The sequence below is a fragment of the Streptomyces ureilyticus genome (assembly GCF_011045025.1).
Taxonomy (GTDB): Bacteria; Actinomycetota; Actinomycetes; order Streptomycetales; family Streptomycetaceae; genus Streptomyces; species Streptomyces ureilyticus.
Map to the genome: position 1 here is coordinate 39,238 of NZ_JAAKZX010000030.1, position 23,069 is coordinate 62,306.

Annotated in this window: 16 protein-coding genes and 1 pseudogene; 12 read left to right on the forward strand and 5 right to left on the reverse strand. The window is 67.8% G+C overall.

Annotation, left to right across the window (positions count from 1 at the left end; genetic code table 11):
* Positions 1-7: 7 nt before the first annotated feature.
* A complete protein-coding gene (locus tag G6048_RS12640) occupies positions 8-3,814 on the reverse strand; it encodes a GH92 family glycosyl hydrolase (RefSeq protein WP_206341522.1) in 3,807 nt (1,268 codons plus the stop codon).
* A gap of 535 nt (positions 3,815-4,349) precedes the next feature.
* Here G6048_RS12640 and ngcE point away from each other — a divergent pair.
* The 9 genes from ngcE (at position 4,350) to G6048_RS12685 (ending at position 16,338) form a co-directional block, all read left to right on the forward strand.
* Positions 4,350-5,798, forward strand: a complete 1,449-nt coding sequence (ngcE, locus tag G6048_RS12645; protein ID WP_165339600.1) for an N-acetylglucosamine/diacetylchitobiose ABC transporter substrate-binding protein — start codon at positions 4,350-4,352, stop codon at positions 5,796-5,798.
* 95 nt (positions 5,799-5,893) lie between these two features.
* Positions 5,894-6,823 (forward strand): carbohydrate ABC transporter permease, encoded by a 930-nt coding sequence (locus tag G6048_RS12650; RefSeq protein WP_165339601.1) that lies wholly within the window; start codon positions 5,894-5,896, stop codon positions 6,821-6,823.
* Positions 6,824-6,825: 2 nt separating this feature from the next.
* Positions 6,826-7,749: a carbohydrate ABC transporter permease gene (locus G6048_RS12655; protein WP_165339602.1), complete on the forward strand. Its 924-nt coding sequence runs from the start codon at positions 6,826-6,828 to the stop codon at positions 7,747-7,749.
* Positions 7,750-7,941: 192 nt separating this feature from the next.
* A complete protein-coding gene (locus tag G6048_RS12660; RefSeq protein WP_165339615.1) occupies positions 7,942-9,141 on the forward strand; it encodes an ROK family transcriptional regulator in 1,200 nt (399 codons plus the stop codon).
* A gap of 134 nt (positions 9,142-9,275) precedes the next feature.
* Positions 9,276-10,379: a sugar ABC transporter substrate-binding protein gene (locus tag G6048_RS12665; protein WP_206341530.1), complete on the forward strand. Its 1,104-nt coding sequence runs from the start codon at positions 9,276-9,278 to the stop codon at positions 10,377-10,379.
* 123 nt (positions 10,380-10,502) lie between these two features.
* On the forward strand, positions 10,503-11,294 hold the full coding sequence (locus tag G6048_RS12670; RefSeq protein ID WP_165339604.1) for an ATP-binding cassette domain-containing protein: 792 nt from the start codon (positions 10,503-10,505) through the stop codon (positions 11,292-11,294).
* Entirely contained in the window at positions 11,291-12,592 is a 1,302-nt protein-coding gene (locus G6048_RS12675; RefSeq protein ID WP_165339605.1) for a sugar ABC transporter permease, read from the forward strand. Before G6048_RS12670 ends, G6048_RS12675 begins: the two co-directional genes overlap by 4 nt.
* Before the next feature lie 120 nt (positions 12,593-12,712).
* Complete coding sequence (gene dxs, locus G6048_RS12680; protein ID WP_165339606.1) at positions 12,713-14,641, forward strand: 1-deoxy-D-xylulose-5-phosphate synthase; 1,929 nt, start codon at positions 12,713-12,715, stop codon at positions 14,639-14,641.
* A 170-nt stretch (positions 14,642-14,811) separates the two neighbouring features.
* Positions 14,812-16,338: an amino acid permease gene (locus G6048_RS12685; protein WP_165339607.1), complete on the forward strand. Its 1,527-nt coding sequence runs from the start codon at positions 14,812-14,814 to the stop codon at positions 16,336-16,338.
* A 129-nt stretch (positions 16,339-16,467) separates the two neighbouring features.
* On the opposite strand, the gene G6048_RS12690 is transcribed toward G6048_RS12685, so the two are convergent.
* Positions 16,468-16,842 (reverse strand): NYN domain-containing protein, encoded by a 375-nt coding sequence (locus tag G6048_RS12690; RefSeq protein ID WP_165339608.1) that lies wholly within the window; start codon positions 16,840-16,842, stop codon positions 16,468-16,470.
* A 57-nt stretch (positions 16,843-16,899) separates the two neighbouring features.
* Here G6048_RS12690 and G6048_RS12695 point away from each other — a divergent pair, with 57 nt between their 5' ends.
* From G6048_RS12695 to G6048_RS12705, 3 genes are all read left to right on the forward strand, one after another.
* Positions 16,900-17,931: a hypothetical protein gene (locus tag G6048_RS12695; protein ID WP_206341525.1), complete on the forward strand. Its 1,032-nt coding sequence runs from the start codon at positions 16,900-16,902 to the stop codon at positions 17,929-17,931.
* 228 nt (positions 17,932-18,159) lie between these two features.
* The gene (locus tag G6048_RS12700; protein ID WP_165339609.1) at positions 18,160-18,849 is read left to right on the forward strand and encodes a hyaluronoglucosaminidase; all 690 of its coding nucleotides are present in this window, start codon (positions 18,160-18,162) and stop codon (positions 18,847-18,849) included.
* Between the two features lie 11 nt (positions 18,850-18,860).
* Positions 18,861-19,007, forward strand: a complete 147-nt coding sequence (locus G6048_RS12705; protein WP_165339610.1) for a hypothetical protein — start codon at positions 18,861-18,863, stop codon at positions 19,005-19,007.
* A 52-nt stretch (positions 19,008-19,059) separates the two neighbouring features.
* Here the strand turns inward: G6048_RS12705 and G6048_RS12710 are convergent, their stop codons facing one another.
* From G6048_RS12710 to G6048_RS12720, 3 genes and pseudogenes are all read right to left on the reverse strand, one after another.
* On the reverse strand, positions 19,060-21,189 hold the full coding sequence (locus G6048_RS12710; protein WP_165339611.1) for a 3-hydroxyacyl-CoA dehydrogenase NAD-binding domain-containing protein: 2,130 nt from the start codon (positions 21,187-21,189) through the stop codon (positions 19,060-19,062).
* Positions 21,186-22,403 (reverse strand): thiolase family protein, encoded by a 1,218-nt coding sequence (locus G6048_RS12715; protein ID WP_165339612.1) that lies wholly within the window; start codon positions 22,401-22,403, stop codon positions 21,186-21,188. The genes G6048_RS12710 and G6048_RS12715 overlap by 4 nt, the downstream gene beginning before the upstream one ends.
* A 269-nt stretch (positions 22,404-22,672) precedes the next feature.
* A pseudogene (locus tag G6048_RS12720) lies at positions 22,673-22,966 on the reverse strand (substrate-binding domain-containing protein); the annotation flags it as partial.
* Positions 22,967-23,069: the final 103 nt, after the last annotated feature.

The following is a 23,069-nucleotide window of genomic DNA, read 5'->3' on the forward strand; positions in this document are numbered from 1 at the left end:
GCGAGCCTCAGGCCAGCAGCTCCACCTCCGCCAGGGTCGCCTCCTCGTCGAGGACCAGCCGGTAGCGCTCGTACGTCCCCGTCTTGGCGACCGAGAACGCGCGCGTCTGCTTGTCCCAGGCGAAGGACTCGCCGGAGCGTTTGTCGAGGTCCTTCCAGGTGCTGCCGTCGGACGAGCCCTGCAGAACCCAGCCCTTCGGAGCCTTTGCCCGATCCGAAGACGTCAGCGTGTACTGAACTGCCTTCGCCCCCTTGGCGATTGGGAGATCGATGGAGGCCGCAGAACCGCCCGTCGCCGACGTGTTGTCGAACAACGCCCCTTCGCCCTCGATGACATCGGCCCGCGGCGACGGCACCTTGTCGTCATCCGTGATCGACGGCGGCGCCGCCTTCTTCCCCGTCCCCCACGACGACGGCTTCGACCCCATGTCGAAGTCGAGAACCCCGCCGCGGGAGATCAGCGAGTGGGGGAGTGAAGTCGACGTCCACGTACGGCCGTTGACCTTCAACCCCTGTACGTACACGTTCTTCGCGCTGTTCTTCGGCGCCTTGACCACCAGGTCCTTGCCGTTCTCCAGATGCACCGTCGCCTTGGTGAACAGGGGTGACCCGATGGCGTACTCACCACTGCCCATCACCAGCGGATAGAAGCCCAGCGCGGAGAACAGGAACCAGGCCGACTGCTCGCCGTTGTCCTCGTCGCCGTGGTAGCCCTGGCCGATCTCGCTGCCGGTGTAGAGGCGCGACAGGACCTCGCGGACGTTCTTCTGGGTCTTCCAGGGCTGGCCGGCCGCGTCGTACATGTAGTTCACGTGGTGGGCCACCTGGTTGGAGTGGCCGTACATGCCCATACGTACGTCTCGGGCCTCGGTCATCTCATGGATCACGCCGCCGTACGAGCCGACGAACTCGGGCGACGCCGTCTCGGGCGTGGCGAAGTACTCGTCGAGCTTCTCGGCCAGGCCGGAACGGCCGCCGTAGAGGTTCGCGAGGCCGCGCGAATCCTGGGGTGCGGTGAAGGCGTAACCCCAGCCGTTCGTCTCGGTGTAGTCGTAACCCCACACGCGCGGGTCGTACTTGGCGGACTCGACCCGCCAGTCGCCCTTCTCGTCGCGGCCCTGGAAGAAACCGGCTTTGTCATCGAAGAGGTTGACGTAGTCCTGGGCCCGGTCGAGGAAGTACTCCGACTCCTCCTTGTAGCGGGTCTCGCCCGTCTTCTTGTAGAGGGCCTGGCCCATCTTCGCGATGCCGTAGTCGTTGAGGTAGCCCTCCAGCGCCCACGACAGGCCCTCGTGCGTGTCCGTGCTCGTATAGCCCAGGAACGGCGAGGTACCCATCCCCTTGCGGCCGACCCCGGAGGACGGCGGGACGACCGTCGCGTTCTTCACGGCCGCCTCGTACGCCGACTTGGCGTCGAAGTCGACGCCCTTGACGTACGCGTCGGCGAACGCCACGTCCGAGGAGGTGCCGGTCATCAGGTCCGCGTACCCGGGCGAGGACCAGCGCGAGGTCCAGCCGCCGTCCTTGTAGTGCTGTACGAAACCGTCGACCATGTCGCCCGCCTGACCTGGTGTCAGCAGCGAGTACGCCGGCCAGGTCGTCCGATACGTGTCCCAGAAGCCGTTGTTGACGTACACCTTGCCGTCGACGATCTTCGCCCCGGTGTGCGTCGGGGTGTCCGGGCCGGGCATCGGCGAGAAGGGCGAGGCGTACTGGTACTTCGAACCGACCTTCTCGAAGCCGGAGTTGGGGTACAGGTACAGCCGGTAGAGGCTGGAGTACAGCGTCGTCAGCTGGTCCGGCGTCGCGCCTTCCACCTCGACCTTGCCGAGGATCCGGTCCCACTGCTTCTGGGCGCGGGACTTGACCGTGTCGAAGGACGTGCCGTCGGGGATCTCCTGGCGGAGATTGTCCTTGGCCTGGTCGACGCTGATAAGGGAGGTCGCCAGTCGGAGAGTCACGGTGCGGTCGGAGCCCGCGTCGAAGCGCAGATGGCCCTTGACCCCCGACGAGCTCCCGTCGGTCACGGGCGCGTCGAAGGTCCCGTACACGAAGAGCCGTGTCGCCCCCGTCGAGAGTCCGGACTTGACGTCCGAGTAGCCGGTGAACGTCCCGTTCTCCTTGTCGAGGGTCAGACCGGCCTGGTCGGTGACGTTGTCGAAGAGCACGCTCGCGTCGTCGCCGGGATAGGTGAAGCGGAGGGCCGCCGCGTGGTCGGTGGGCGTCATCTCCGCTTTGAGGCCGTTCTCGAAGCGCACGCCGTAGTAGTACGGGCGTGCTGTTTCGTTCTCGTGCTTGAAGGCGAGCTCCCGGGCCTCACGTCCCGTGGCCGGTGTGCCGGAGGCGGCGGACGGCATCACCTGGAAGGTCTGCCGGTCGCCCATCCAGGGGCTGGGCTCGTGGCTGGCGCTGAACGCCTGGATGGTCGGCAGGTTGTCCGCGTTGTTCGCACGCGCGTAGTCGTACAGCCAGCTCAGCGAACCCGCGTTGGTGACCGGCGTCCAGAAGTTGAAGCCGTGCGGCACGGCCGTCGCGGGGAAGTTGTTGCCGCGCGAGAAACCGCTGCTGGAGTTGGTGCCACGGGTGGTCAGCGCGTAGTCGGACAGATGCGCCTTGGGCTTCTCGGGAGCTACGGACCGCAGCGCCACGTCGTCGAGCCAGCCGCGGAACTTCGCGGGGCCCTTGGGGGAGTCGTACGCGACCAGGATCCGGTCCACCGTCTTGCCGGCCGCGACGGAGCCGATCCGTGAGGCGACGTTGTTCCACTGGTTGACGTACAGGACCTTGGCGGCGCCCTGCCCCTGCGGGGTCAGCGCGAATCCATGCTGGTCGGTGGCGCGCAGGTCACTCAGATAGGTGCCGTCGGTGAAGGCCAGGTCCACGGAGGCGTTCGTGGCGTCGTAGTCGCGGTCGCCGTCCGCCATCGACGGGAAGATCCGGTACGCCAGCTCGGTGTTCCGCCCGACGCGGACGTTGACGTCGAAGACCTTGTTGTACGAGTAGGCGCGGCCGTCCGCCTTGTGCGTGCCCGCGTACCGCAGGGCCCGCTTGCCGGTGAAGCCGGCGCCCGCCTTGGCGGTCGGGGAGCCGCTCGGGCCGCGGTCCACGAGGGAGAGCATGTCCCTGGGCGTGGGCTCCTGATCGTCGCCGCCGGTCGAGAACTGCACGTCGGCGAGCTGCAGGGCGTCGGAGGCGCCGTTGTTCTTGGTGAAGTCGAGCCGGAAGTGCTGGTATTCGGCCGGCTCGGTGAGATCGTACGACTTCGTCTGGAAGCGCTCGCCGAAGGATTCGCCGGTGCGGCTGTCGAGGGTCTTCCAGTCCTTGCCGTCCGTGGAGCCCTTCAGGGTCCAGTCCACGGGGTCGCGCTCGTCGTGGTCGTTGGCCGAGGTCAGCGCGTAGGTGGCCAGCTCGACCGGGGCGTCCAGGTCGAACTCGGCCCAGCCGGTGGGCGCGAAGGTCAGCCACTTGGTGCTCGGCTCGACGTCGACGAGGTTCTCCTTCCCCTCGCCGCCGCCGGTGTTCTCGCCGCTCGCGCGGACATCGGTGATGTGGTCGGTGACATTGCCGGGGATACCGGTGCTGAAGCCGCCGTCCACGCCCGAGGAGCGTTTCGTGCCGTCAGGTGTCGTATCGACCGTATTGAGCCAGTCGGGGGCCGGATCGTCCGCCTCGAAGGAGGAGGCGAACTCCCGGTCCACTGCCGCTGCTTGGCCCGGCCGGGCGACGGCGGCGCCCTGCGAGGCTGCCACCAGTGCTAATGCCGTCGCGCCGAGAAGTGATGTGGAAACCCATCCGTGCCGAGATCTGTGCCGCATCTACCAGAATCCCTTGCGAAGTGGACAACGTTGTCAATCCGCTGTGCGGGGTCCAGTAGGGCGTCAAGTGGCCAGTGGTGTCAAGGGTGTTGGAAGGGGCGTATGCGATGCGAAGAGTCGCAAGTTGCCGGTATCACTCAATTGGCCGAGGTCAGGAGAGGTTCGGAGGGCGCACGGGGAATTCAAGGGCGTGTCATGTATCCGCGAGATATCGACTCGGGAAAGAGTGCCGACCGAAGCTGCATTCGATCTTGCCCCGGCATCGGGAAGTGGACTATACCTGTCAGCGTCCGCATGGTCGCTCGTCCGTCCGCGGGTGGCCCGGCACGCCCCGGGTCCATACGACCCGAGTTCATCCGAAACCCCTCGCAGGGGCGCACCGAGTACGTCGTCCTACCCGGCCTCAGGGCCGGGGGTCCGGCCCGTGACGCAGCCGCTTCGGTCCACGCGTCGCCGGGAAAACAGAGCACATCATCGCGGTGCCCGGGAGGATCCGGTTCACCGCCTGAGTCCTGGAGAAGGCGAGGACTTGAGCATGGGATCCACTTCCGCCCACAGCGGCCGTGAAGGTGTCGGCCGCCGCGATCTGATCAAGCGGTCCGCCGCGCTCGGCCTCATCGCCGTGCCCACCATGAGCTTCCTGTCCGCGTGCGCCAGTGGGGACAGCGGTGGCGAGGACAAGGTCGAGAAGGGCCAGAAGACCAAGGAGAACCCGCTCGCCGTCAACGAGAGCGCGCCGCTGGAGATCGTCATCTTCGACGGCGGTTTCGGCACGAAGTACGCCGAGGACGCCAAGGCGATCTACGAGGAGAAGTTTCCCAAAGCGAAGGTCAAGTTCTCCGCCACCCAGAAGATCCAGTCGGTTCTCCAGCCCCGCTTCAACCAGGGCTCCCCGCCGGATCTGATCGACAACTCCGGTGCCGAGCAGATGGACATGGGCGTCCTCGTCGGCAAGAAGCAGCTCGCCGACCTCACCCCGCTGCTGGACGCGCCGTCCGTCGACGACCCGAACAAGAAGGTCCGGGACACGCTGCGCCCCGGCATCGTCGAGATGGGGCAGTTCGACGGCGACCCGGTCTGGGTCATGTACTACGCGTACACCGTCTACGGCGTGTGGTACTCGCAGAAGGCCCTGGACTCGCTGGACGCCGCGTACCCGGAGACCTGGGACGAGATGCTCGCGGTCTGCGAGAAGGCGAAGAAGAAGGGCATCGCGGGCTGGACGTACGCGGGCAAGCACCCGTACTACATCCCCTTCTCGCTCTACCCGATGATCGCCAAGGTCGGCGGCCCGGAGACGCTCGACGCCATCGACAACCTTGAGCCGAACGCCTGGAAGCACCCCGCGGTCAAGACCTGCTTCGAGGCGTACTACGAGCTCTACAAGAAGGGCTACATCCTCGAGGGCACGCCGGGGCTGGACCACATCCAGTCGCAGACGGCCTGGACGGAGGGCAAGGCGCTCTTCATCCCGAACGGCTCGTGGGTGGAGAACGAGGCCGCGAAGACCACGCCGAAGGACTTCAACATGGCGGTGTCCGCGCCGTCCGGCATCGACAGCTCGGACAAGATGCCGTTCGGCACCCTCTGGGCGTCCGGCGGCGAGCCCTTCATCGTGCCCGCGAAGGCCAAGAACCCCGATGGCGGCATGGAGCAGTTGCGCATCATGCTCAGCGAGGAGTCGTCGAAGAACTTCACCTCGTCGGTCAAGTCGCTGTCCGCGTTCAACGGCGGCACCGACGGCCTCGAGCTGACCCCGGGGCTGACCTCCGCGATCGCCGCGCTGGACAAGGCCGGCGAGAACGTGGTCAACCCGCGCCTCCAGGACTGGTATGTGGCGCTGCAGAAGGAGAAGATCGGCGTCGGAGGCCTCGGCGAGATGATGGCCGGGCGGCTCACCCCGGCCGAGGCGATCAAGAAGATTCAGGCGTACGCCGACGAGGCGGCCAAGGACGACTCCATCCAGCACTACAAGCACCAGTGAGCGCGGCGGGGGACTCCGGGGCGTGACCGGGGTCCCCCGCTCTCGATGGTCGTGGCGTCGGCGGCAGCGCCCGCGGGAAGATCGGGTCGGTAGGAATGCAGCACGGTAAATACCGTTTCATCGTGGGGTTCTTGGCGGCCCCTCTGGCGATTTACGTCCTTTTCGTCATCTGGCCCTTCATCCAGTCCATCTACTATTCGTTCACGGACTGGAGCGGTCTGAGCCCCGAGTTCAAGATGGTGGGCTTCGACAACTACACGAGAATGCTGGAGGACGACGTCTTCTGGAAGTCGTTCCAGCACAGCGTGATGTTCGTGGTGCTGCTGCCGCTGGTGACGCTGACACTGGCGCTGTTCTTCGCCTTCATGCTGAATGTGGGCGGACGGCGCAGGAAGAACGCCGCGATCGCGGGCGTACGCGGCTCGGCCTTCTACAAGGTCGTCTACTTCTTCCCGCAGGTGCTGTCGATCGCGATCGTGGCGCTGTTGTTCCAGTTCGCGTACAACCCCAACAGCGGTGCGCTCAACTCCGCACTCAAGGCGGTCGGTCTCGACAATGTCCAGCCCAACTGGCTGGGCGATCCCGATCTCGCGCTGTGGTGCGTCTTCGCGGTTCTCGTCTGGTGCACCGTCGGATTCTTCGTGGTGCTCTTCTCCGCCGGAATGGCGTCCATTCCCAGGGACTATTACGAGGCGGCCCTGCTGGACGGCGCGAACCGCATCACCACGTTCTTCCGGATCACCCTGCCGCTGCTCTGGGACACCGTGCAGTCCGGCTGGGCGTATATGGGCATTCTGGCGCTGGGCGCCGAGTCCTTCGCGGTGGTGCAGATCATGACCGTGGGGCCGAACGGCGGTGGCCCCGACTATTCGACGACGGTTCTGCCGCTGTACGTCTATCAAAAGGCGTTCCGTGACGGCCAGGCCGCCTATGCGACGACGATCGGTGTTGCCCTGCTCATTGTGACGCTGCTGTTCGTGGCGGTCGTGATGAGGCTGGGCCGGCGCGAGCGGTTGGAGTACTGACCATGAAGACGACCGACACTCCTCCCGCCGACGCCACTTCGGACGAACCGCCGCCCGTCGCCAAGACGAAGGCCGCGCCCGGTCCGCTGGAGAAGCCGTCCGAGGGCAGGACGCTCAATTTCTTCTCGCACGGCATGCTCATCCTCTGGGCGTTCATGGTCGTGATGCCGCTGCTGTGGGCGGTGATGACCTCGTTCAAGACGGACCGGGACATCTTCAGTTCGCCGTGGGCGCTGCCGGATTCGCTGCACTTCGAGAACTGGTCGCGGGCCTGGACCGAGGCGCACATGAGCGACTACTTCCTCAACACGTTGATCGTGGTGGGGTTCTCGCTCTTCGGCACGATGCTGCTGGGTTCGATGGCGGCGTACGTCCTCGCGCGTTTCGAATTCCCCGGGAACCGCTTCATCTACTTCCTCTTCATCGGAGGGATGAGCTTCCCGATCATCCTGGCGCTGGTTCCGCTGTTCTACGTCATGCAGAACCTTTCGCTGCTGAACACACTGCCCGGGCTGACCCTGGTCTACATCGCGTACTCGCTGCCGTTCACGGTGTTCTTCATGACGGCCTTCTTCCGTACGCTGCCGACCTCGGTGGCCGAGGCGGCCTTCGTGGACGGTGCCTCGCACACCAGGACGTTCTTCCAGGTGATGCTGCCGATGGCCAAGCCCGGACTGATCAGCATCAGCATCTTCAACTTCCTGGGCCAGTGGAACCAGTACATGCTGCCGACGGTTCTCAACACCGAACCCGACAGGAAGGTGCTCACCCAGGGCCTCGTCCAGCTCGCCGTGAGCCAGGGCTACAAGGGCGACTGGTCCGGTCTCTTCGCGGGCCTGGTCATGGCGATGCTGCCGGTCCTCGCCGCGTACATCATCTTCCAGCGCCAGGTGGTCGCGGGTCTGACGGCGGGCGCTCTGAAGTAGCGGCCCGGTAGTCGGGTCGGTTTGCGAGGGTGGTCCCGGATTGATGCCGGGGCCACCCTTATGTGTGGGCGCAGGCATGTGCCCCTCTGCTCAACCTCTTGACGGGAGGCAGCCCCAACAGCTCAGCTTAGAGTTCACTAGTTGCACATAGGCGGGGTCACACTGAGGCGGCCCCGTATGCAGGAGGTCGTCGTGGAGACTCCGGGGTCGCAGTCGTCGCTGCACCGAGCAAATCTCGAGCGGGTCGTACGTGCGGTGCGTCTGGCCGGATCACTCACGCAGGCGGAGATCGCGAGGACGACGGGCCTGTCCGCGGCGACGGTCTCCAACATCGTCCGCGAGCTCAAGGACGGCGGAACGGTCGAGGTCACGCCCACATCGGCGGGCGGACGGCGGGCCCGCAGCGTCAGCCTGAGCGGCGACGCCGGCATCGTGATAGGGGTCGACTTCGGGCATACGCATTTGCGCGTCGCAATCGGGAACCTCGCCCACCAGGTGCTCGCCGAGGAAGCCGAACCTCTCGACGTGGACGCCTCCGCCGCACAGGGCTTCGACCGGGCCGAACAGCTGGTCAGCAGGCTGATCGAAGCCACCGACGTCGACCGCGGCAAGATCGCGGGCGTGGGCCTCGGTGTGCCGGGGCCGATCGACGTGGAGTCCGGCACCCTCGGCTCGACCGCCATCCTGCCGGGCTGGACCGGCACCAAGCCGGCCGAGGAGCTGCGGGGGCGGCTCGGCGTGCCGGTGCACGTGGACAACGACGCCAACCTCGGCGCCCTCGGCGAGCTCGTCTGGGGCAGCGGCCGGGGGGTGCGGGACCTGGCGTACATCAAGGTCGCCAGCGGTGTCGGCGCCGGCCTCGTGATCAGCGGCCGCATCTACCGCGGCCCGGGTGGCACGGCGGGAGAAATCGGTCATATTACTCTTGATGAGTCCGGCCCCGTCTGCCGCTGCGGAAACCGGGGCTGCCTGGAGACCTTCGCGGCCGCACGCTATGTGCTGCCGCTGCTCCAGTCCAGCCACGGCACGGATCTGACTATGGAAGGCGTCGTACGGCTGGCGCGGGACGGCGACCCTGGCTGCCGTCGTGTGATCGCCGACGTCGGCCGACACATCGGCAGTGGAGTCGCCAATCTCTGCAACTTGCTCAACCCGAGCCGGGTCGTCCTCGGCGGTGATCTCGCCGAAGCCGGTGAGCTGGTGCTCGGGCCCATAAGGGAGTCGGTCGGCCGTTACGCGATCCCCAGCGCGGCGCGTCAACTATCCGTTCTTCCAGGGGCACTTGGCGGCCGGGCGGAGGTCCTCGGGGCTCTCGCTCTCGCACTCAGCGAGATGGGGGATTCAACCCTTTTGGACGGAACTCTCCCCGCGGCCACTCATGCCTTCACTTAGAGAACGGATGGCACCGTTGCCATCTCGTTAAGGATTTACTTCTTGACGTCGCACTAATGGCCGAGTTGACTGCCAGCCACCTCGGCCGCATCGTCGCGGCCTCGTCAGGGAGGTATCTGAAAGTGAATACGCGTATGCGTCGCGCCGCTGTTGCCGTTGCCGCAGGTGCGATGGCCATCTCGCTGGCTGCCTGTGGCAGCGCCGAGGAAGCCGGCGGTGACAAGGAAGAGACCGGCGCCGCCAAGGGCGACGCGATCAAGGTCGGTCTGCTCCTTCCGGAGAACCAGACCGCGCGTTACGAGAAGTTCGACAAGCCCCTGATCGAGAAGAAGGTCAAGGAGCTCACGAACAACAAGGGCGAGGTCGTCTACGCCAACGCCAAGCAGGACGCCACCACCCAGAACCAGCAAGCCGACACGATGGTCACCAACAAGGTGGACGTGCTGATCGTGGACGCCGTGGACTCCAAGGCCATCGCCGGCTCGGTGAAGAAGGCCAAGGAAGCCGGTATCCCGGTCGTCGCGTACGACCGTCTCGCCGAGGGCCCGATCGACGGCTACGTCTCGTTCGACAACGAAGAGGTCGGCCGCGTCCAGGGCAAGGCGCTCCTGGAGGCCCTGGGCGACAAGGCCACGCCCTCCGCCAAGATCGTCATGATGAACGGCGCGATCACCGACCCGAACGCCGCCTTCTTCAAGAAGGGCGCGCTCTCCCAGCTCGAGGGCAAGGTCGACATCGCCAAGTCGTACGACACCAAGGAGTGGAAGGCGGAGAACGCCAACGCCAACATGGAGGGCGCGCTCTCCTCGATCGGCAAGAACAACATCGCCGGTGTCTACTCCGCCAACGACGGCATGGCGGGCGGCATCATCACCGCCCTGAAGGCCGCCGGTGTCAACCCGCTCCCGCCGGTCACCGGCCAGGACGCCGAACTCGCGGGTGTGCAGCGCATCGTCGCGGGCGAGCAGTACATGAGCGTGTACAAGCCCTACCCGCAGGAGGCGGACGTCGCCGCGGAGATGGCCGTTGCCCTCGCCAAGGGCGAGAAGCTCGGCTCCATCGCCAAGACCGAGGTCGACAGCCCGACCACGAAGGGCGTTCCGTCGGTGCTCGTCCCGGTCATCTCGCTGACCAAGGACAACATCAACGACACGGTCATCAAGGACGGCATCTACACGGTCGACGAGATCTGCACGGCCAAGTTCAAGGCCGCCTGCGACAAGGCCGGCGTCAAGTAGCAGGTCCGCACAGCTCCTCCGGCGCCCCGCCACCAACAGCCCCGCAAGCTCGCGCGGGGCGCCGGACGGAACAGCTCCCAAAACTTCAGTACTGCCTCTCCGCCGGGTCAGGCGGCTAAGGAGATGGTTTACGTGTCCGCTACGCCTGTGCTGGCGTTGCGCGGGGTCTCCAAGCGGTTCGGTGCCGTCCAGGCGCTCACCGACGTAGAGCTCGAGGTCCACGCCGGTGAGGTGGTCGCCCTGGTCGGCGACAACGGCGCCGGAAAATCCACGCTGGTCAAGACGATCGCCGGCGTGCACCCCATCGATGAGGGCGTCATCGAGTGGGACGGCAGGTCCGTCCAGATCAACAAACCGCACGACGCCCAGAACCTGGGCATCGCGACCGTCTACCAGGACCTCTCGCTGTGCGACAACATCGACGTCGTGGGCAACCTCTATCTGGGCCGTGAGCTCAAGAGGCGCGGCGTGCTCGACGAGGTCGAGATGGAGCGCCGCTCCCGCGAACTGCTGCAGACGCTGTCGATCCGCATCCCCAGTGTCCGCATCCCGATCGCCTCGCTCTCCGGTGGCCAGCGGCAGACCGTGGCCATCGCCCGCTCCATGCTCGGCGAGCCCAAGCTGGTCATCCTCGACGAGCCCACCGCCGCCCTCGGTGTCGAGCAGACCGCGCAGGTCCTCGACCTGGTGGAGCGGCTGCGTGAGCGCGGCCACGCGGTGCTGCTCATCAGCCACAACATGGCCGATGTGAAGGCCGTCGCCGACAAGGTCGCCGTACTGCGCCTCGGCCGCAACAACGGCGTGTTCGAGGTCAAGTCGACCTCGCAGGAGGAGATCATCTCCGCCATCACGGGCGCCACGGACAACGCCGTGACCCGTCGCGCGGCGCGCGGCAACGGAGGGGTGCAGAAGTGAGTATCGACAAGACACAGGACACCGCCCCGAAGACCACCGGCGCAGTGGTCGAAAACCCCGAGGCGGCCGCCGGCGCGGATGTCGCCGTCGACCCGCGGCTGCTGGTGCGTGAGCGCGGCTTCGCCGGCTACGTCATCGAGTTCAAGCGCAAGATCCGCGGTGGTGACCTGGGCTCGCTCCCGGTGGTCATCGGCCTGATCGTCATCGCGATCATCTTCCAGAGCCTGAACTCGAACTTCCTGTCCGCCGAGAACCTCAACAACATCGCCGTGGCGATGGTCGCCACCGGCATGATGTCCGTCGGCATCATCTTCGTGCTGCTGCTCGGTGAGATCGACCTCTCTGTCGGCTCCGTCAGCGGTGTCGCCGGTGCCATCGCGGCCGTACTGAGCGTCACGCACGGCATGAACGAATGGCTGGCCGTGCTCATGGCCCTCGGCGGCGGCGCGGTCGCGGGCGCGCTCCACGGCTTCTTCTTCGCGAGGATCGGAGCGCCGGCGTTCGCGGTCACCCTGGCCGGCCTGCTGTTCTGGCTCGGCTTCATGCTCCAATTGCTGGGCGAGAACGGCACGATCAACCTCGACGGCGACGGTGTGATCGGCAAGCTGACGACGTACTACTTCTCCGACATCGCGGCCGCCTACGGGCTCGCCGCGATCGCGGTCGCCGTCTTCTTCGTCTCGTCGTTCCTCGACAGCCGCCGTCGCGAGGCCGCGGGCGTCCCGTCCCGGCCGCTCGTCGACATCCTGCTGCGTACGGGCCTGCTGGCGGTCGTCGCGTTCGCCGCGGCGGTCATGTTCAACCAGTACAAGGGACTGCCGCTGGCGCTGCTGCTGTTCCTCGTGGTCCTGGTGACGACCGACTTCGTGCTGCGCCGCACGGGCTACGGGCGCAAGATCTTCGCGCTCGGCGGCAGCGTCGAGGCGTCGCGGCGTGCGGGTATCAACGTCACGGCGGTACGGATCTCCGTGTTCGCCCTCGCCGGATTCTTCGCGGCGGTGGGCGGTCTGTTCTGGGCGTCGAAGATCGCGGCGGCCAACCAGAGCGCCGGCGCCGGTGACCTGCTGATGAACGTCATCGCGGCGGCCGTCATCGGCGGCACCAGCCTCTTCGGCGGTCGCGGCCGTACGTGGAACGCGCTGCTCGGCGTCATGGTGATCACCTCGATCCAGTACGGGCTCGCCCTCGAGGGCATCGCCACACCGATCCAGTACATGATCACGGGCAGCGTCCTGCTGGCCACGGTCGTGATCGACTCGATCACCCGCAAGACACAGCGGACCGCCGGTCGCGCGTAGTCCTCTCCAAGCAAGAGCCCGGCACCAACGGCGGTGCCGGGCTCTTCCCTGTGCATGGGCGACATTTACACTCGACGAGCCCGGCAAAAGCCAGAACAGCTCTACAGCAAGGAGACACGGGTGCCGCTGCTGACCCGCATCACGGGACCGCGCGATCTGGACCGGCTCAGCCTGGAGCAGCTGGACCAGCTGGCCGAGGAGATCCGGACCTTCCTCGTCGACGCGGTCTCCAAGACCGGCGGCCACCTCGGCCCCAACCTCGGCGTCGTCGAGCTCACCATCGCTCTGCACCGTGTCTTCGACTCCCCGAAGGACAAGGTGCTGTGGGACACGGGACACCAGTCCTACGTCCACAAGCTCCTCACGGGCCGTCAGGACTTCTCCAAGCTGAAGATGAAGGGCGGCCTGTCCGGCTACCCCTCGCAGTCCGAGTCCGAGCACGACATCATCGAGAACTCGCACGCCTCCACGGTCCTCGGCTGGGCCGACGGCCTCGCGAAGGCGAACCAGGTCCTGAACACGGACGACCACGTCGTCGCGGTCATCGGCGACGGCGCCCTCACCGGCGGCATGGCCTGGGAGGCGCTCAACAACATCGCCGACGCCAAGGAACGCCCCCTGGTCATCGTCGTCAACGACAACGAGCGTTCGTACGCCCCCACCATCGGCGGCCTCGCCAACCACCTCGCCACCCTGCGCACGACGGACGGCTACGAGCGCTTCCTGGCCCGGGGGAAGGATCTGCTGGAGCGCACCCCGGTCGTCGGTAAACCCCTCTTCGACACCCTGCACGGCGCCAAGAAGGGCCTCAAGGACTTCATCGCCCCGCAGGGCATGTTCGAGGACCTCGGCCTGAAGTACGTCGGCCCCATCGACGGCCATGACATCGAGGCCCTGGAATCCGCGCTGGCCCGCGCCAAGCGCTTCGGCGGCCCGGTCATCGTGCACTGCCTCACCGAGAAGGGCCGCGGCTACCAGCCCGCCCTCCAGGACGAGGCCGACCGCTTCCACGGCATCGGCCCCATCCACCCCGACACGGGCCTGCCGATCAAGGCCTCGGGCGCCGACTGGACCTCGGTCTTCGGCGAGGAGATGGTCAAGCTCGGCAAGGAGCGTGAGGACATCGTCGCGATCACCGCGGCGATGCTGCAGCCGGTCGGCCTGAAGAGTTTCGCGGACACCTTCCCGGACCGCATCTACGACGTCGGCATCGCCGAACAGCACGGCGCCGTCTCCGCCGCGGGCCTGGCGACCGGTGGCCTGCACCCCGTCTTCGCCGTGTACGCGACGTTCCTCAACCGCGCCTTCGACCAGGTCCTGATGGACGTGGCCCTGCACAAGTGCGGCGTCACCTTCGTCCTCGACCGCGCGGGCATCACCGGCACCGACGGCGCCTCCCACAACGGCATGTGGGACATGTCGATCCTTCAGGTCGTCCCCGGCCTCAGGCTCGCCGCGCCCCGCGATGCCGACCAGGTCCGCGCCCAGCTCCGCGAGGCCGTAGACGTCGATGACGCGCCGACCGTGGTCCGCTTCTCCAAGGGGGCGGTGGGTCCCGCCGTACCCGCTGTCGGCCGTATCGGTGGCATGGACGTACTGCGCGCGCCCGGCACCGACGCCCCGGACGTCCTCCTCGTCTCCGTCGGCGCGCTCGCGCCCATGTGCCTGGAGGTCGCCGACCTGCTCGACAAGCAGGGCATCTCCACGACCGTCGTCGACCCGCGCTGGGTCAAGCCCGTCGACGAGGCCATGGCCCCGCTCGCCGAGCAGCACCGCGTGGTCGTCACCGTCGAGGACAACTCCCGCGTCGGCGGCGTCGGTTCGACGATCGCGCAGGCCCTGCGCGACGCCGGCGTCGACCTCCCGCTGCGCGACTTCGGCATCCCGCCTCGGTTCCTCGACCACGCCTCCCGCAAGGAGGTCCTGGCGGAGATCGGCCTGACCGCCCCGGACATCGCCCGCCAGGTCACAGGGCTGGTCGCCAAGCTCGACGGGCCCGGCGAGCGCCCGACCACCCGCATCGACTCGGCGGAGCCGGCCCGCGACTGACGGCCACGGGACGGCTCTGAAAGGGCCGGACGACAGCTCTGAACGGGCCGGTTTCACCATCCTTTACGGTGGTGAAACCGGCCCGTTGGCGTGAAACCGCCCGCGCCGGGATACCCGCACCACACCCCCTCTCGGTCATGTCGAGATCGGCAAGTGTGGGAGGTATGTCCGTGAGCAGCACACTCTTCAGGACCAAGAAGGTCGAGCAGTCCATCCTCGATACCGAGGAGCCGGAACACGCGCTCAAGAAGTCCCTGTCAGCCCTGGATCTGACCGTCTTCGGCGTCGGCGTCATCATCGGCACCGGCATCTTCGTCCTCACCGGCACGGTGGCCAGGGACAACGCCGGCCCCTCCGTCGCCCTGGCCTTCGCCGCGGCCGGCGTCGTCTGCGCGCTCGCCGCGCTCTGTTACGCCGAGTTCGCCTCCACCGTCCCGGTGGCGGGCTCCGCCTACACCTTCTCGTACGCCTCCCTCGGTGAACTGCCCGCCTGGATCATCGGCTGGGACCTGGTCCTGGAGTTCGCACTGGGCACGGCGGTGGTCGCCGTCGGCTGGTCCGGCTACGTCCAGTCGCTCATGGACAACGCGGGCTGGGAGATGCCCGCGGCGCTCGGCAGCAGAGAGGGCACCGGCGACTTCGGCTTCGACATCCTCGCCGCCGCCCTCGTCCTGGTGCTCACCGCCATCCTCGTCCTCGGCATGAAGCTCTCCGCGCGGATCACCTCGCTCGTCGTCGCCATCAAGGTGACGGTCGTCCTCGTCGTGATCATCGCGGGCGCCTTCTTCATCAAGGGCGCCAACTACGACCCGTTCATCCCGAAGGCACAGGACGTGCCGCCGGGCGAGAGCCTCCAAGCCCCGCTGATCCAACTCATCTTCGGCTGGGCGCCCTCCAACTTCGGCGTGATGGGCATCTTCACCGCCGCCTCCGTGGTCTTTTTCGCCTTCATCGGCTTCGACGTCGTGGCGACCGCCGCCGAGGAGACCAGGAACCCGCAGCGCGACATGCCGCGCGGCATCCTCGGCTCCCTCCTCATCTGTACGGCCCTGTATGTCGCCGTGTCGATCGTCGTGACCGGCATGCAGCACTACAGCGACCTGTCCGTCGACGCCCCGCTCGCCGACGCCTTCAAGGCCACCGGACATCCCTGGTACGCGGGCTTCATCAGCTTCGGCGCCGCGGTCGGCCTGACGACGGTCTGCATGATCCTTCTGCTGGGGCAGACCCGTGTCTTCTTCGCGATGAGCCGCGACGGACTGCTGCCCCGCTTCTTCTCGCGCGTTCACCCCCGCTTCAAGACCCCGCACCGGCCGACCATCCTGCTCGGCGTGGTCATCGCGGTCCTCGCGGGCTTCACCCCGTTGAACGAACTCGCCGCACTGGTCAACATCGGCACCCTGTTCGCCTTCGTGGTCGTCGCGATCGGCGTCCTCATCCTCCGCAGGACACGCCCCGACCTGCACCGGGCCTTCCGCACCCCCTGGGTGCCGGTCATCCCGATCCTGTCGGTGTGCGCCTCGCTGTGGCTGATGCTGAGCCTGCCTGCCGAGACCTGGGTGCGGTTCGGCATCTGGATGGCGGCCGGTTTCCTCGTGTACTTCCTCTACGGCCGTACGCACAGCCGCCTCGGCAAGGAAAGGGAAACCGCGGTCGACGACGTCCTCAAGCCGCCGCCGAACGGCGAGACTCCGTAGGCGCGCACGTGCGTAGACGTGTCGGGGCGTGGACGGCGGTCAGGGACAGCAGGCCGGTCAGGGACAGCAGGCCGGTCAGGGACAGCAGGCCGGTCAGGGACGGCAGGCGGGTCAGGGACGGCAGGCGGGTCAGGGGCGGACGGTTCGCGGTCCGGTGACCTCCGCCCCCAACGCGCCCACCCTGTCCCGTAGTTCGCGGTCGGCCGTGACCACCAGGCAGCGGCGCCCCGCGGCCTCGGCGGCCAACTCCACGATGCGGTCGTCGCCGCTGCCGGGCGCCGAGTCGACCCGTACACCCGCAACGGACGACACACCGCGGGCGGCACCCTCGACCACGAGCACCACCTCCAGGGGACCCGGGAAGGCGGGCAGTCCTTCGTCGGCGTACGGCACCAGCAAGTCCCGTAGCCGCTCGGCCGCCCCGCGACGATCCCGCCACCAGCCGTCCGGAACCGAGCCAACCACGTTCGCGGCGTCGACGATCATGAGGAGAGGGGCGCTCATGAGGCCAGGGTCGCACGGAGCCGTCCTGGTGGGCCCGACTAGAGTGGGGGAGTGTCGATGGTCCGTACAGTGAACGGTTCCTGGCTCATACGCGGCCGGGACGGCCGGCTCAGCGCTTACGCTCCGCGGGACGAGGCGGTCTGGTGCTGGGCCCAGCGAACCCCGGGCGGTTCGTGGATCGCGCCCCGCACGGTGGGCGGCGACCAGCGTCTGCATCCCGTGCTCGCCGTGGGTCAGGGAGCCGACGGTTACGCCCACCTGGTGGCCTGGCGTCCCACCGGCCCGCAGGAGGCGGGGCTCGTCCACACCACGCACTTCCGCCCGCATCTCGCCGCGCTCGACTGGAACCGGCTCGGGCACCCCAACAAGGCCGGGGCACAGACCGGCGTTCCGGCCGTCGCGGTCGACGCGGAGGGCCGCGCCCATGTCTTCGTGCCGAACGCCGGGGGCGGCGTCAGCATGCGTGGCCAGAAGGAGCGCGGCGGCTGGGGCCCGTGGCGCGATCTGAAGGGCCGTGAGGTGGAGGGCGAACTGGCCGCCGTGACAAGGCTGTCGGGCCGCGTCGAGCTGTACGCGACCTCGCCGGCAGGGATCCTGCGCTGGACACAGGCGGGCTCCGGCCACATACCCGCGCTCGACGACGAGCCCCTGAAGGCTTCGGCCCGCCCCGGCACGTTGCGGGCCCTCGCCACCTCTGAAGACCACGTGACTGTCTTCTTCACGGACGAGTCGGACACCCTGTGCGCCTGGCGCCCCGGCACCGAACCCGTCCCGCTCCTCCCCTGCGCGGGCCCCGGCCCCGTCTCCGCCATACGCTTCACCCTCGACGAGGTCGACTGCACCCTCCTCGCCCAACGCTCCAGAAGCGGCCGAGTCGCCTTCGCCGCCTACCCGACCGAGCAGGAGTCCGCGGGCGCCTGGTGGACGGAGTCGGGGCCCCAATTGCCCGCGGACACACAGATTTCGCTGACCAAGGATCACCAGGGCCACCTGGTGGCGGCCACGCTCCAGCGGGGCACTGGGGAGCTGCTGATGAGCCGCAGGAAGGACGAGCCGGGTCTGGCACTGGCGGCCTGGCACAAGGTCTGAAGGGCCCGTCAGGAATCCGACCCGTCAGGAATCCGACCCGTCAGGAATCCGACCCGTCAGGAATCCGAACGCAGCCCGCGGGCTGAGGGTGCGCCGTCGGCTGTCACCGGCGGTGGGCAGTCCGCTCGGGCCGTGGCGGTGAGGATGGCCTGCGGGCGTCCAGTGCGCGATGATCAGCCGCGTACGTCCCGCATCGGACGTACATTCGATACGAACAGGGGAGGATGCATGCCACTGGCACGCAGATTGTTCTTGGGGGGCTTCACGGCGGGGGCGGTGACCGTGGTCGCCGGCGGTACGGAAGCGGTGGCGGTCGGCGAATACACGGACTACACGGCGCCGGCCAACTTCCTCAGCACCTCGACGACGGCCCACACCGTCACCATCAACCAGAAGGCGACGTCGGGGGAGGCGGTGGCACTGAACGTGACCTCGGCCAACCCGGACACCTCGGCCATGTACCTGAGCGGCAAGGAGACCACCCGGGGGACGCTGAAGATCTCCCACAACGGGTACGCCGACGGCTCCGACGCGAGCGCCTCCGCCCTGTCGATCGACCTCAAGGCCAGCGGTACCGCCTCTCAGGGCATCTTCCTGACCGCGACCGACGGCCCGACCAAGGGCGCCCTGCTGGTCCTGCGCAACAACGCCGGCCGGGACGACTTCGTGGTCAAGGGCACCGGCCGGACCGGTATCGGCATCGCCCGTGGCGCCACGCCGCAGTCGCAGCTCCACGTGGTCCAGTCGGCCGGCGCCCCGTCCGCACTGCTCGCCGAGGGCTCGGTGCGGCTCGCGGACGTCGAGTCGGCGCCGATCAACGCGCCCGCCTCGGCCGGCGGCGGCTCGCTCTACGCCCAGAACGGCGCCCTGTACTGGAAGGGCGGCAACGGCACCGTCACCCAGGTCGCGCCGGCGTAAAGGGCGTTGAGATGCAACTGACTCCCGAAGAACTCGTCGCCGAGTTCCACGACGCCGTCATGGAGCTGTACTTCGCCCGCAAGCGCATCGCCGTCCTGGAGGCGGAGAACGCCGAGCTGAGGGCCAGGCTGGAAGCCGCGGCACAGACCGACGCATGACTGAGGGCCTCCGCCGTGGTCCGTGGCGGAGGCCCTCAGTCGCGTCAACTGGTTACGCCGGGACGCTCGCGACGCCCGGCTCCAGGAACTTCTTCCCGTTCACGCGCTCGGAGACGCCCTCCCGGTCCAGGTAGGGAGTGATCCCGCCCAGGTGGAAGGGCCAGCCGGCGCCCGTGATCAGGCACAGGTCGATGTCCTGGGCCTCGGCGACGACACCCTCGTCGAGCATGATGCCGATCTCCTGGGCCACCGCGTCCAGGACGCGGGCGCGAACCTGGTCCTCCGTCAGAACGCTGTCGCCCTGCTTCAGCAGCGCGGCGACCTCCGGGTCCAGCTCCGGCTTCCCGGAGTCGTACACGTAGAAGCCACGCTTGCCCGCCTCGACGACCGACTTGAGGTTCGGGGAGACCGTGAAGCGGTCCGGGAACGCCTTGTTGAGCGTCTCGGAGACGTGCAGACCGATCGCCGGGCCGACCAGCTCAAGGAGGACCAGCGGTGACATCGGCAGGCCCAGCGGCTCGACGGCCTTCTCCGCCACGTCCACGGGAGTGCCCTCGTCGATGACGTTCTGGATCTCGCCCATGAAGCGCGTGAGGATGCGGTTCACGACGAACGCCGGGGCGTCCTTGACCAGAACCGCGGTCTTCTTCAGCTTCTTGGCGACGGCGAAGGCAGTGGCCAGCGAGGCGTCGTCCGTCTGCTCGCCGCGCACGATCTCCAGGAGCGGCAGCACCGCGACCGGGTTGAAGAAGTGGAAGCCCACGACCCGCTCGGGGTTCTTGAGCTTCGACGCCATCTCCGACACCGACAGCGAGGAGGTGTTGGTGGCGAAGATCGCGTGCGCCGGAGCGACCGCCTCGACCTCCGCGAACACCTGCTGCTTGACGCCGATCTCCTCGAAGACGGCCTCGATGACGAAGTCCGCGTCGGAGAAGCCCTCGGCCTTGTCGAGGACACCGGTGACCAGGGCCTTCAGCCGGTTGGCCTTGTCCTGGTTGATACGGCCCTTGCCGAGCAGCTTGTCGATCTCGGCGTGGACGTAACCGACACCCTTGTCGACGCGCTCCTGGTCGATGTCGGTCAGCACGACCGGCACCTCCAGGCGGCGCAGGAACAGCAGGGCGAGCTGCGAGGCCATGAGGCCCGCGCCCACGACGCCCACCTTGGTGACCGGACGCGCCAGGTTCTTGTCCGGGGCGCCGGCGGGACGCTTGCCGCGCTTCTGGACCAGGTTGAACGCGTAGATACCGGCGCGCAGTTCGCCACCCATGATCAGGTCGGCGAGAGCCACGTCCTCGGCGTCGTACCCCTGCTGGAGATCGCCGTTCTTGGCGCGGGCGATGATGTCCAGCGCCCGGTACGCGGCCGGGGCCGCCCCGTGCACCTTGCTGTCCGCGATGAAGCGGCCCTTGGCGACGGCCTGGTCCCAGGCCTCACCGCGGTCGATGACCGGGCGGTCCACGACGATCTCGCCCTTGAGGACGGAGGCCGTCCACAGCAGCGACTGCTCCAGGAAGTCCGCGCCCTCGAAGATCGCGTCCGCGATGCCGAGGTCGTAGACCTGCTGGCCCTTGAGCTGCTTGTTCTGGTTGAGCGAGTTCTCGATGATCACCGAGACGGCCTTGTCCGCGCCGATGAGGTTCGGCAGCAGCGCGCAGCCGCCCCAGCCGGGGACCAGGCCGAGGAAGACCTCGGGGAGGGAGAAGGCCGGGATCGCCTTCGACACCGTGCGGTACTTGCAGTGCAGGCCGACCTCGACGCCGCCGCCCATCGCCGCACCGTTGTAGTACGCGAAGGTCGGCACCGCCAGCGCGGCCAGGCGCTTGAAGACCTCGTGGCCGCCCTTGCCGATGGCCAGCGCGTCGTCGTGCTTCTTGAGCAGCTCTACGCCCTTGAGGTCCGCGCCGACCGCGAAGATGAACGGCTTGCCGGTGATGCCGACACCGACGATCTCGCCGGCCGCGGAATCCCGCTCGACCTGGTCGATGGCGGCGTCGAGGTTCGCCAGCGACTGCGGTCCGAAGGTGGTCGGCTTGGTGTGGTCCAGGCCGTTGTCAAGGGTGATGAGCGCGAAGCGCCCCGCGCCGAAGGGCAGGTCGAAGTGGCGTACGTGCGCCTGGGTCACGACCTCGTCGGGGAACAGCTCGGCCGCGCCCTTCAAAAGCTCAGCGGTGGTGCTCACTTCTCCCCCTCGAAGTTCGGGTTCTCCCAGATGACCGTCGCGCCCATGCCGAATCCGACGCACATGGTCGTCAGGCCGTAGCGGACGTGCGGCTGCTCCTCGAACTGGCGGGCCAGCTGCGTCATCAGACGGACGCCGGAGGAGGCGAGCGGGTGGCCGTAGGCGATGGCGCCGCCGTACTGGTTGACGCGCGCGTCGTCGTCCGCGATGCCGTAGTGGTCCAGGAAGGCCAGGACCTGCACGGCGAACGCCTCGTTGATCTCGAAGAGGTTGATGTCCTCGATCGACAGGCCCGCCTTGGCGAGGGCCTTCTCGGTCGCCGGGATCGGGCCGTAGCCCATCACCTCGGGCTCGACACCCGCGAAGGCGTACGAGACCAGGCGCATCTTGACCGGCAGGTTGTTCTCGCGGGCGAAGTCCTCGGACGCGATGATCGAGGCGGTGGCGCCGTCGTTCAGACCGGCCGCGTTGCCGGCCGTGACCCGGCCGTGCACACGGAACGGAGTCTTGAGGCCCGCCAGGTTCTCCAGCGTGGTCCCCGGCCGCATCGGCTCGTCGGCGGTGACCAGGCCCCAGCCCGTCTCACCCGCCTCCTCGTTGGTACGGCGTACGGAGATCGGGACCAGGTCGGCCTGGATCTTGCCGTTGGCGTAGGCCTTCGCGGCCTTCTCCTGCGAGCGCACGGCGTACTCGTCGGCGCGCTGCTTGGTGATGTGCGGGTAGCGGTCGTGCAGGTTCTCCGCGGTCATGCCCATGAACAGGGCAGACTCGTCGACCAGCTTCTCGCTCACGAACCGCGGGTTCGGGTCCACGCCCTCGCCCATCGGGTGGCGGCCCATGTGCTCGACACCACCGGCGATGACGGCGTCGTAGGCGCCGAAGGCGATGGAGCCCGCGGTCGTGGTGACGGCGGTCAGAGCACCGGCACACATGCGGTCGATCGAGTAACCGGGCACGGACTGCGGCAGCCCGGCCAGGATGCCGGCCGTGCGACCGATGGTCAGGCCCTGGTCACCGATCTGCGTGGTGGCGGCGATGGCGACCTCGTCGACCTTCTTCGGGTCGAGACCCGGGTTGCGGCGCAGCAGCTCCCGGATCGCCTTCACGACGAGGTCGTCGGCACGGGTCTCGTGGTAGATGCCCTTCGGGCCCGCCTTGCCGAACGGGGTACGGACGCCGTCGACGAAGACGACGTCCCTGACGGTACGAGGCACGATGGCTCTCCTCCAGATGCGGGATAGGCGCTGCCGGCACGCACGGCTGAGCGCGCGCTCAGCACCATGCTACTTACGGGTAACCGTGCTGCCCAGTCCAAGACACGGGAGCGGTGAAGGTCACATGGTCACTTTGACGCTTCGGGGTAACCGGCGCCCCTTTTGGGGCGCGGGACTGTGTTGTTTTTGCGGCTCCGCCGCGCTGGCGCGACAAGCCACGACGGACCCGCGCTGTTCAACGGACCCGCGCTGCCCGTACGGCGTGGAGCTCATCCGGCGTTCCGAGCGGAGCGACCCGGCGGCGCTGTGGATCCCCTCGGCGTCAGTACCGGTGTCGCAACGGGATGCGACCCAGGGCCCTCCCCGGTGATCACCCCGAACAACGTCCGCGCCACATCCGCCCCGAACCCCTGCACGTCATGGCTCATCGCGGACAGGGTCGGATGCGTCAGCCGGCACAACTGGGAGTCGTCCCAGGCGAGCAGCGACACGTCGCCAGGCACGCTCAACCCCATCTCGGCGGCCACCGAGGGCGTAGCGGAGGACGAAAGCCCCGCAACGGCATGATCCGGTCACCGAACGGCAGGGTCTGCTGTCCCGTGTAGAGGACGTAGCCGGCGACAAACCGGTCTCCGAGCAGGTTGGCGAGATGTCGCAGCCCCGAAA

Excerpts from the sequence above, each read along its gene's own strand:
- G6048_RS12640 (WP_206341522.1), bottom strand. The coding sequence starts at position 3,814 with ATGCGGCACAGATCTCGGCACGGATGGGTTTCCACATCACTTCTCGGC.
- ngcE (WP_165339600.1), top strand. The coding sequence starts at position 4,350 with ATGGGATCCACTTCCGCCCACAGCGGCCGTGAAGGTGTCGGCCGCCGC.
- G6048_RS12650 (WP_165339601.1), top strand. The coding sequence starts at position 5,894 with ATGCAGCACGGTAAATACCGTTTCATCGTGGGGTTCTTGGCGGCCCCT.
- G6048_RS12655 (WP_165339602.1), top strand. The coding sequence starts at position 6,826 with ATGAAGACGACCGACACTCCTCCCGCCGACGCCACTTCGGACGAACCG.
- G6048_RS12665 (WP_206341530.1), top strand. The coding sequence starts at position 9,276 with ATGCGTCGCGCCGCTGTTGCCGTTGCCGCAGGTGCGATGGCCATCTCG.
- G6048_RS12670 (WP_165339604.1), top strand. The coding sequence starts at position 10,503 with ATGGTTTACGTGTCCGCTACGCCTGTGCTGGCGTTGCGCGGGGTCTCC.
- G6048_RS12690 (WP_165339608.1), bottom strand. The coding sequence starts at position 16,842 with ATGAGCGCCCCTCTCCTCATGATCGTCGACGCCGCGAACGTGGTTGGC.
- G6048_RS12695 (WP_206341525.1), top strand. The coding sequence starts at position 16,900 with ATGGTCCGTACAGTGAACGGTTCCTGGCTCATACGCGGCCGGGACGGC.
- G6048_RS12700 (WP_165339609.1), top strand. The coding sequence starts at position 18,160 with ATGCCACTGGCACGCAGATTGTTCTTGGGGGGCTTCACGGCGGGGGCG.
- G6048_RS12705 (WP_165339610.1), top strand. The coding sequence starts at position 18,861 with ATGCAACTGACTCCCGAAGAACTCGTCGCCGAGTTCCACGACGCCGTC.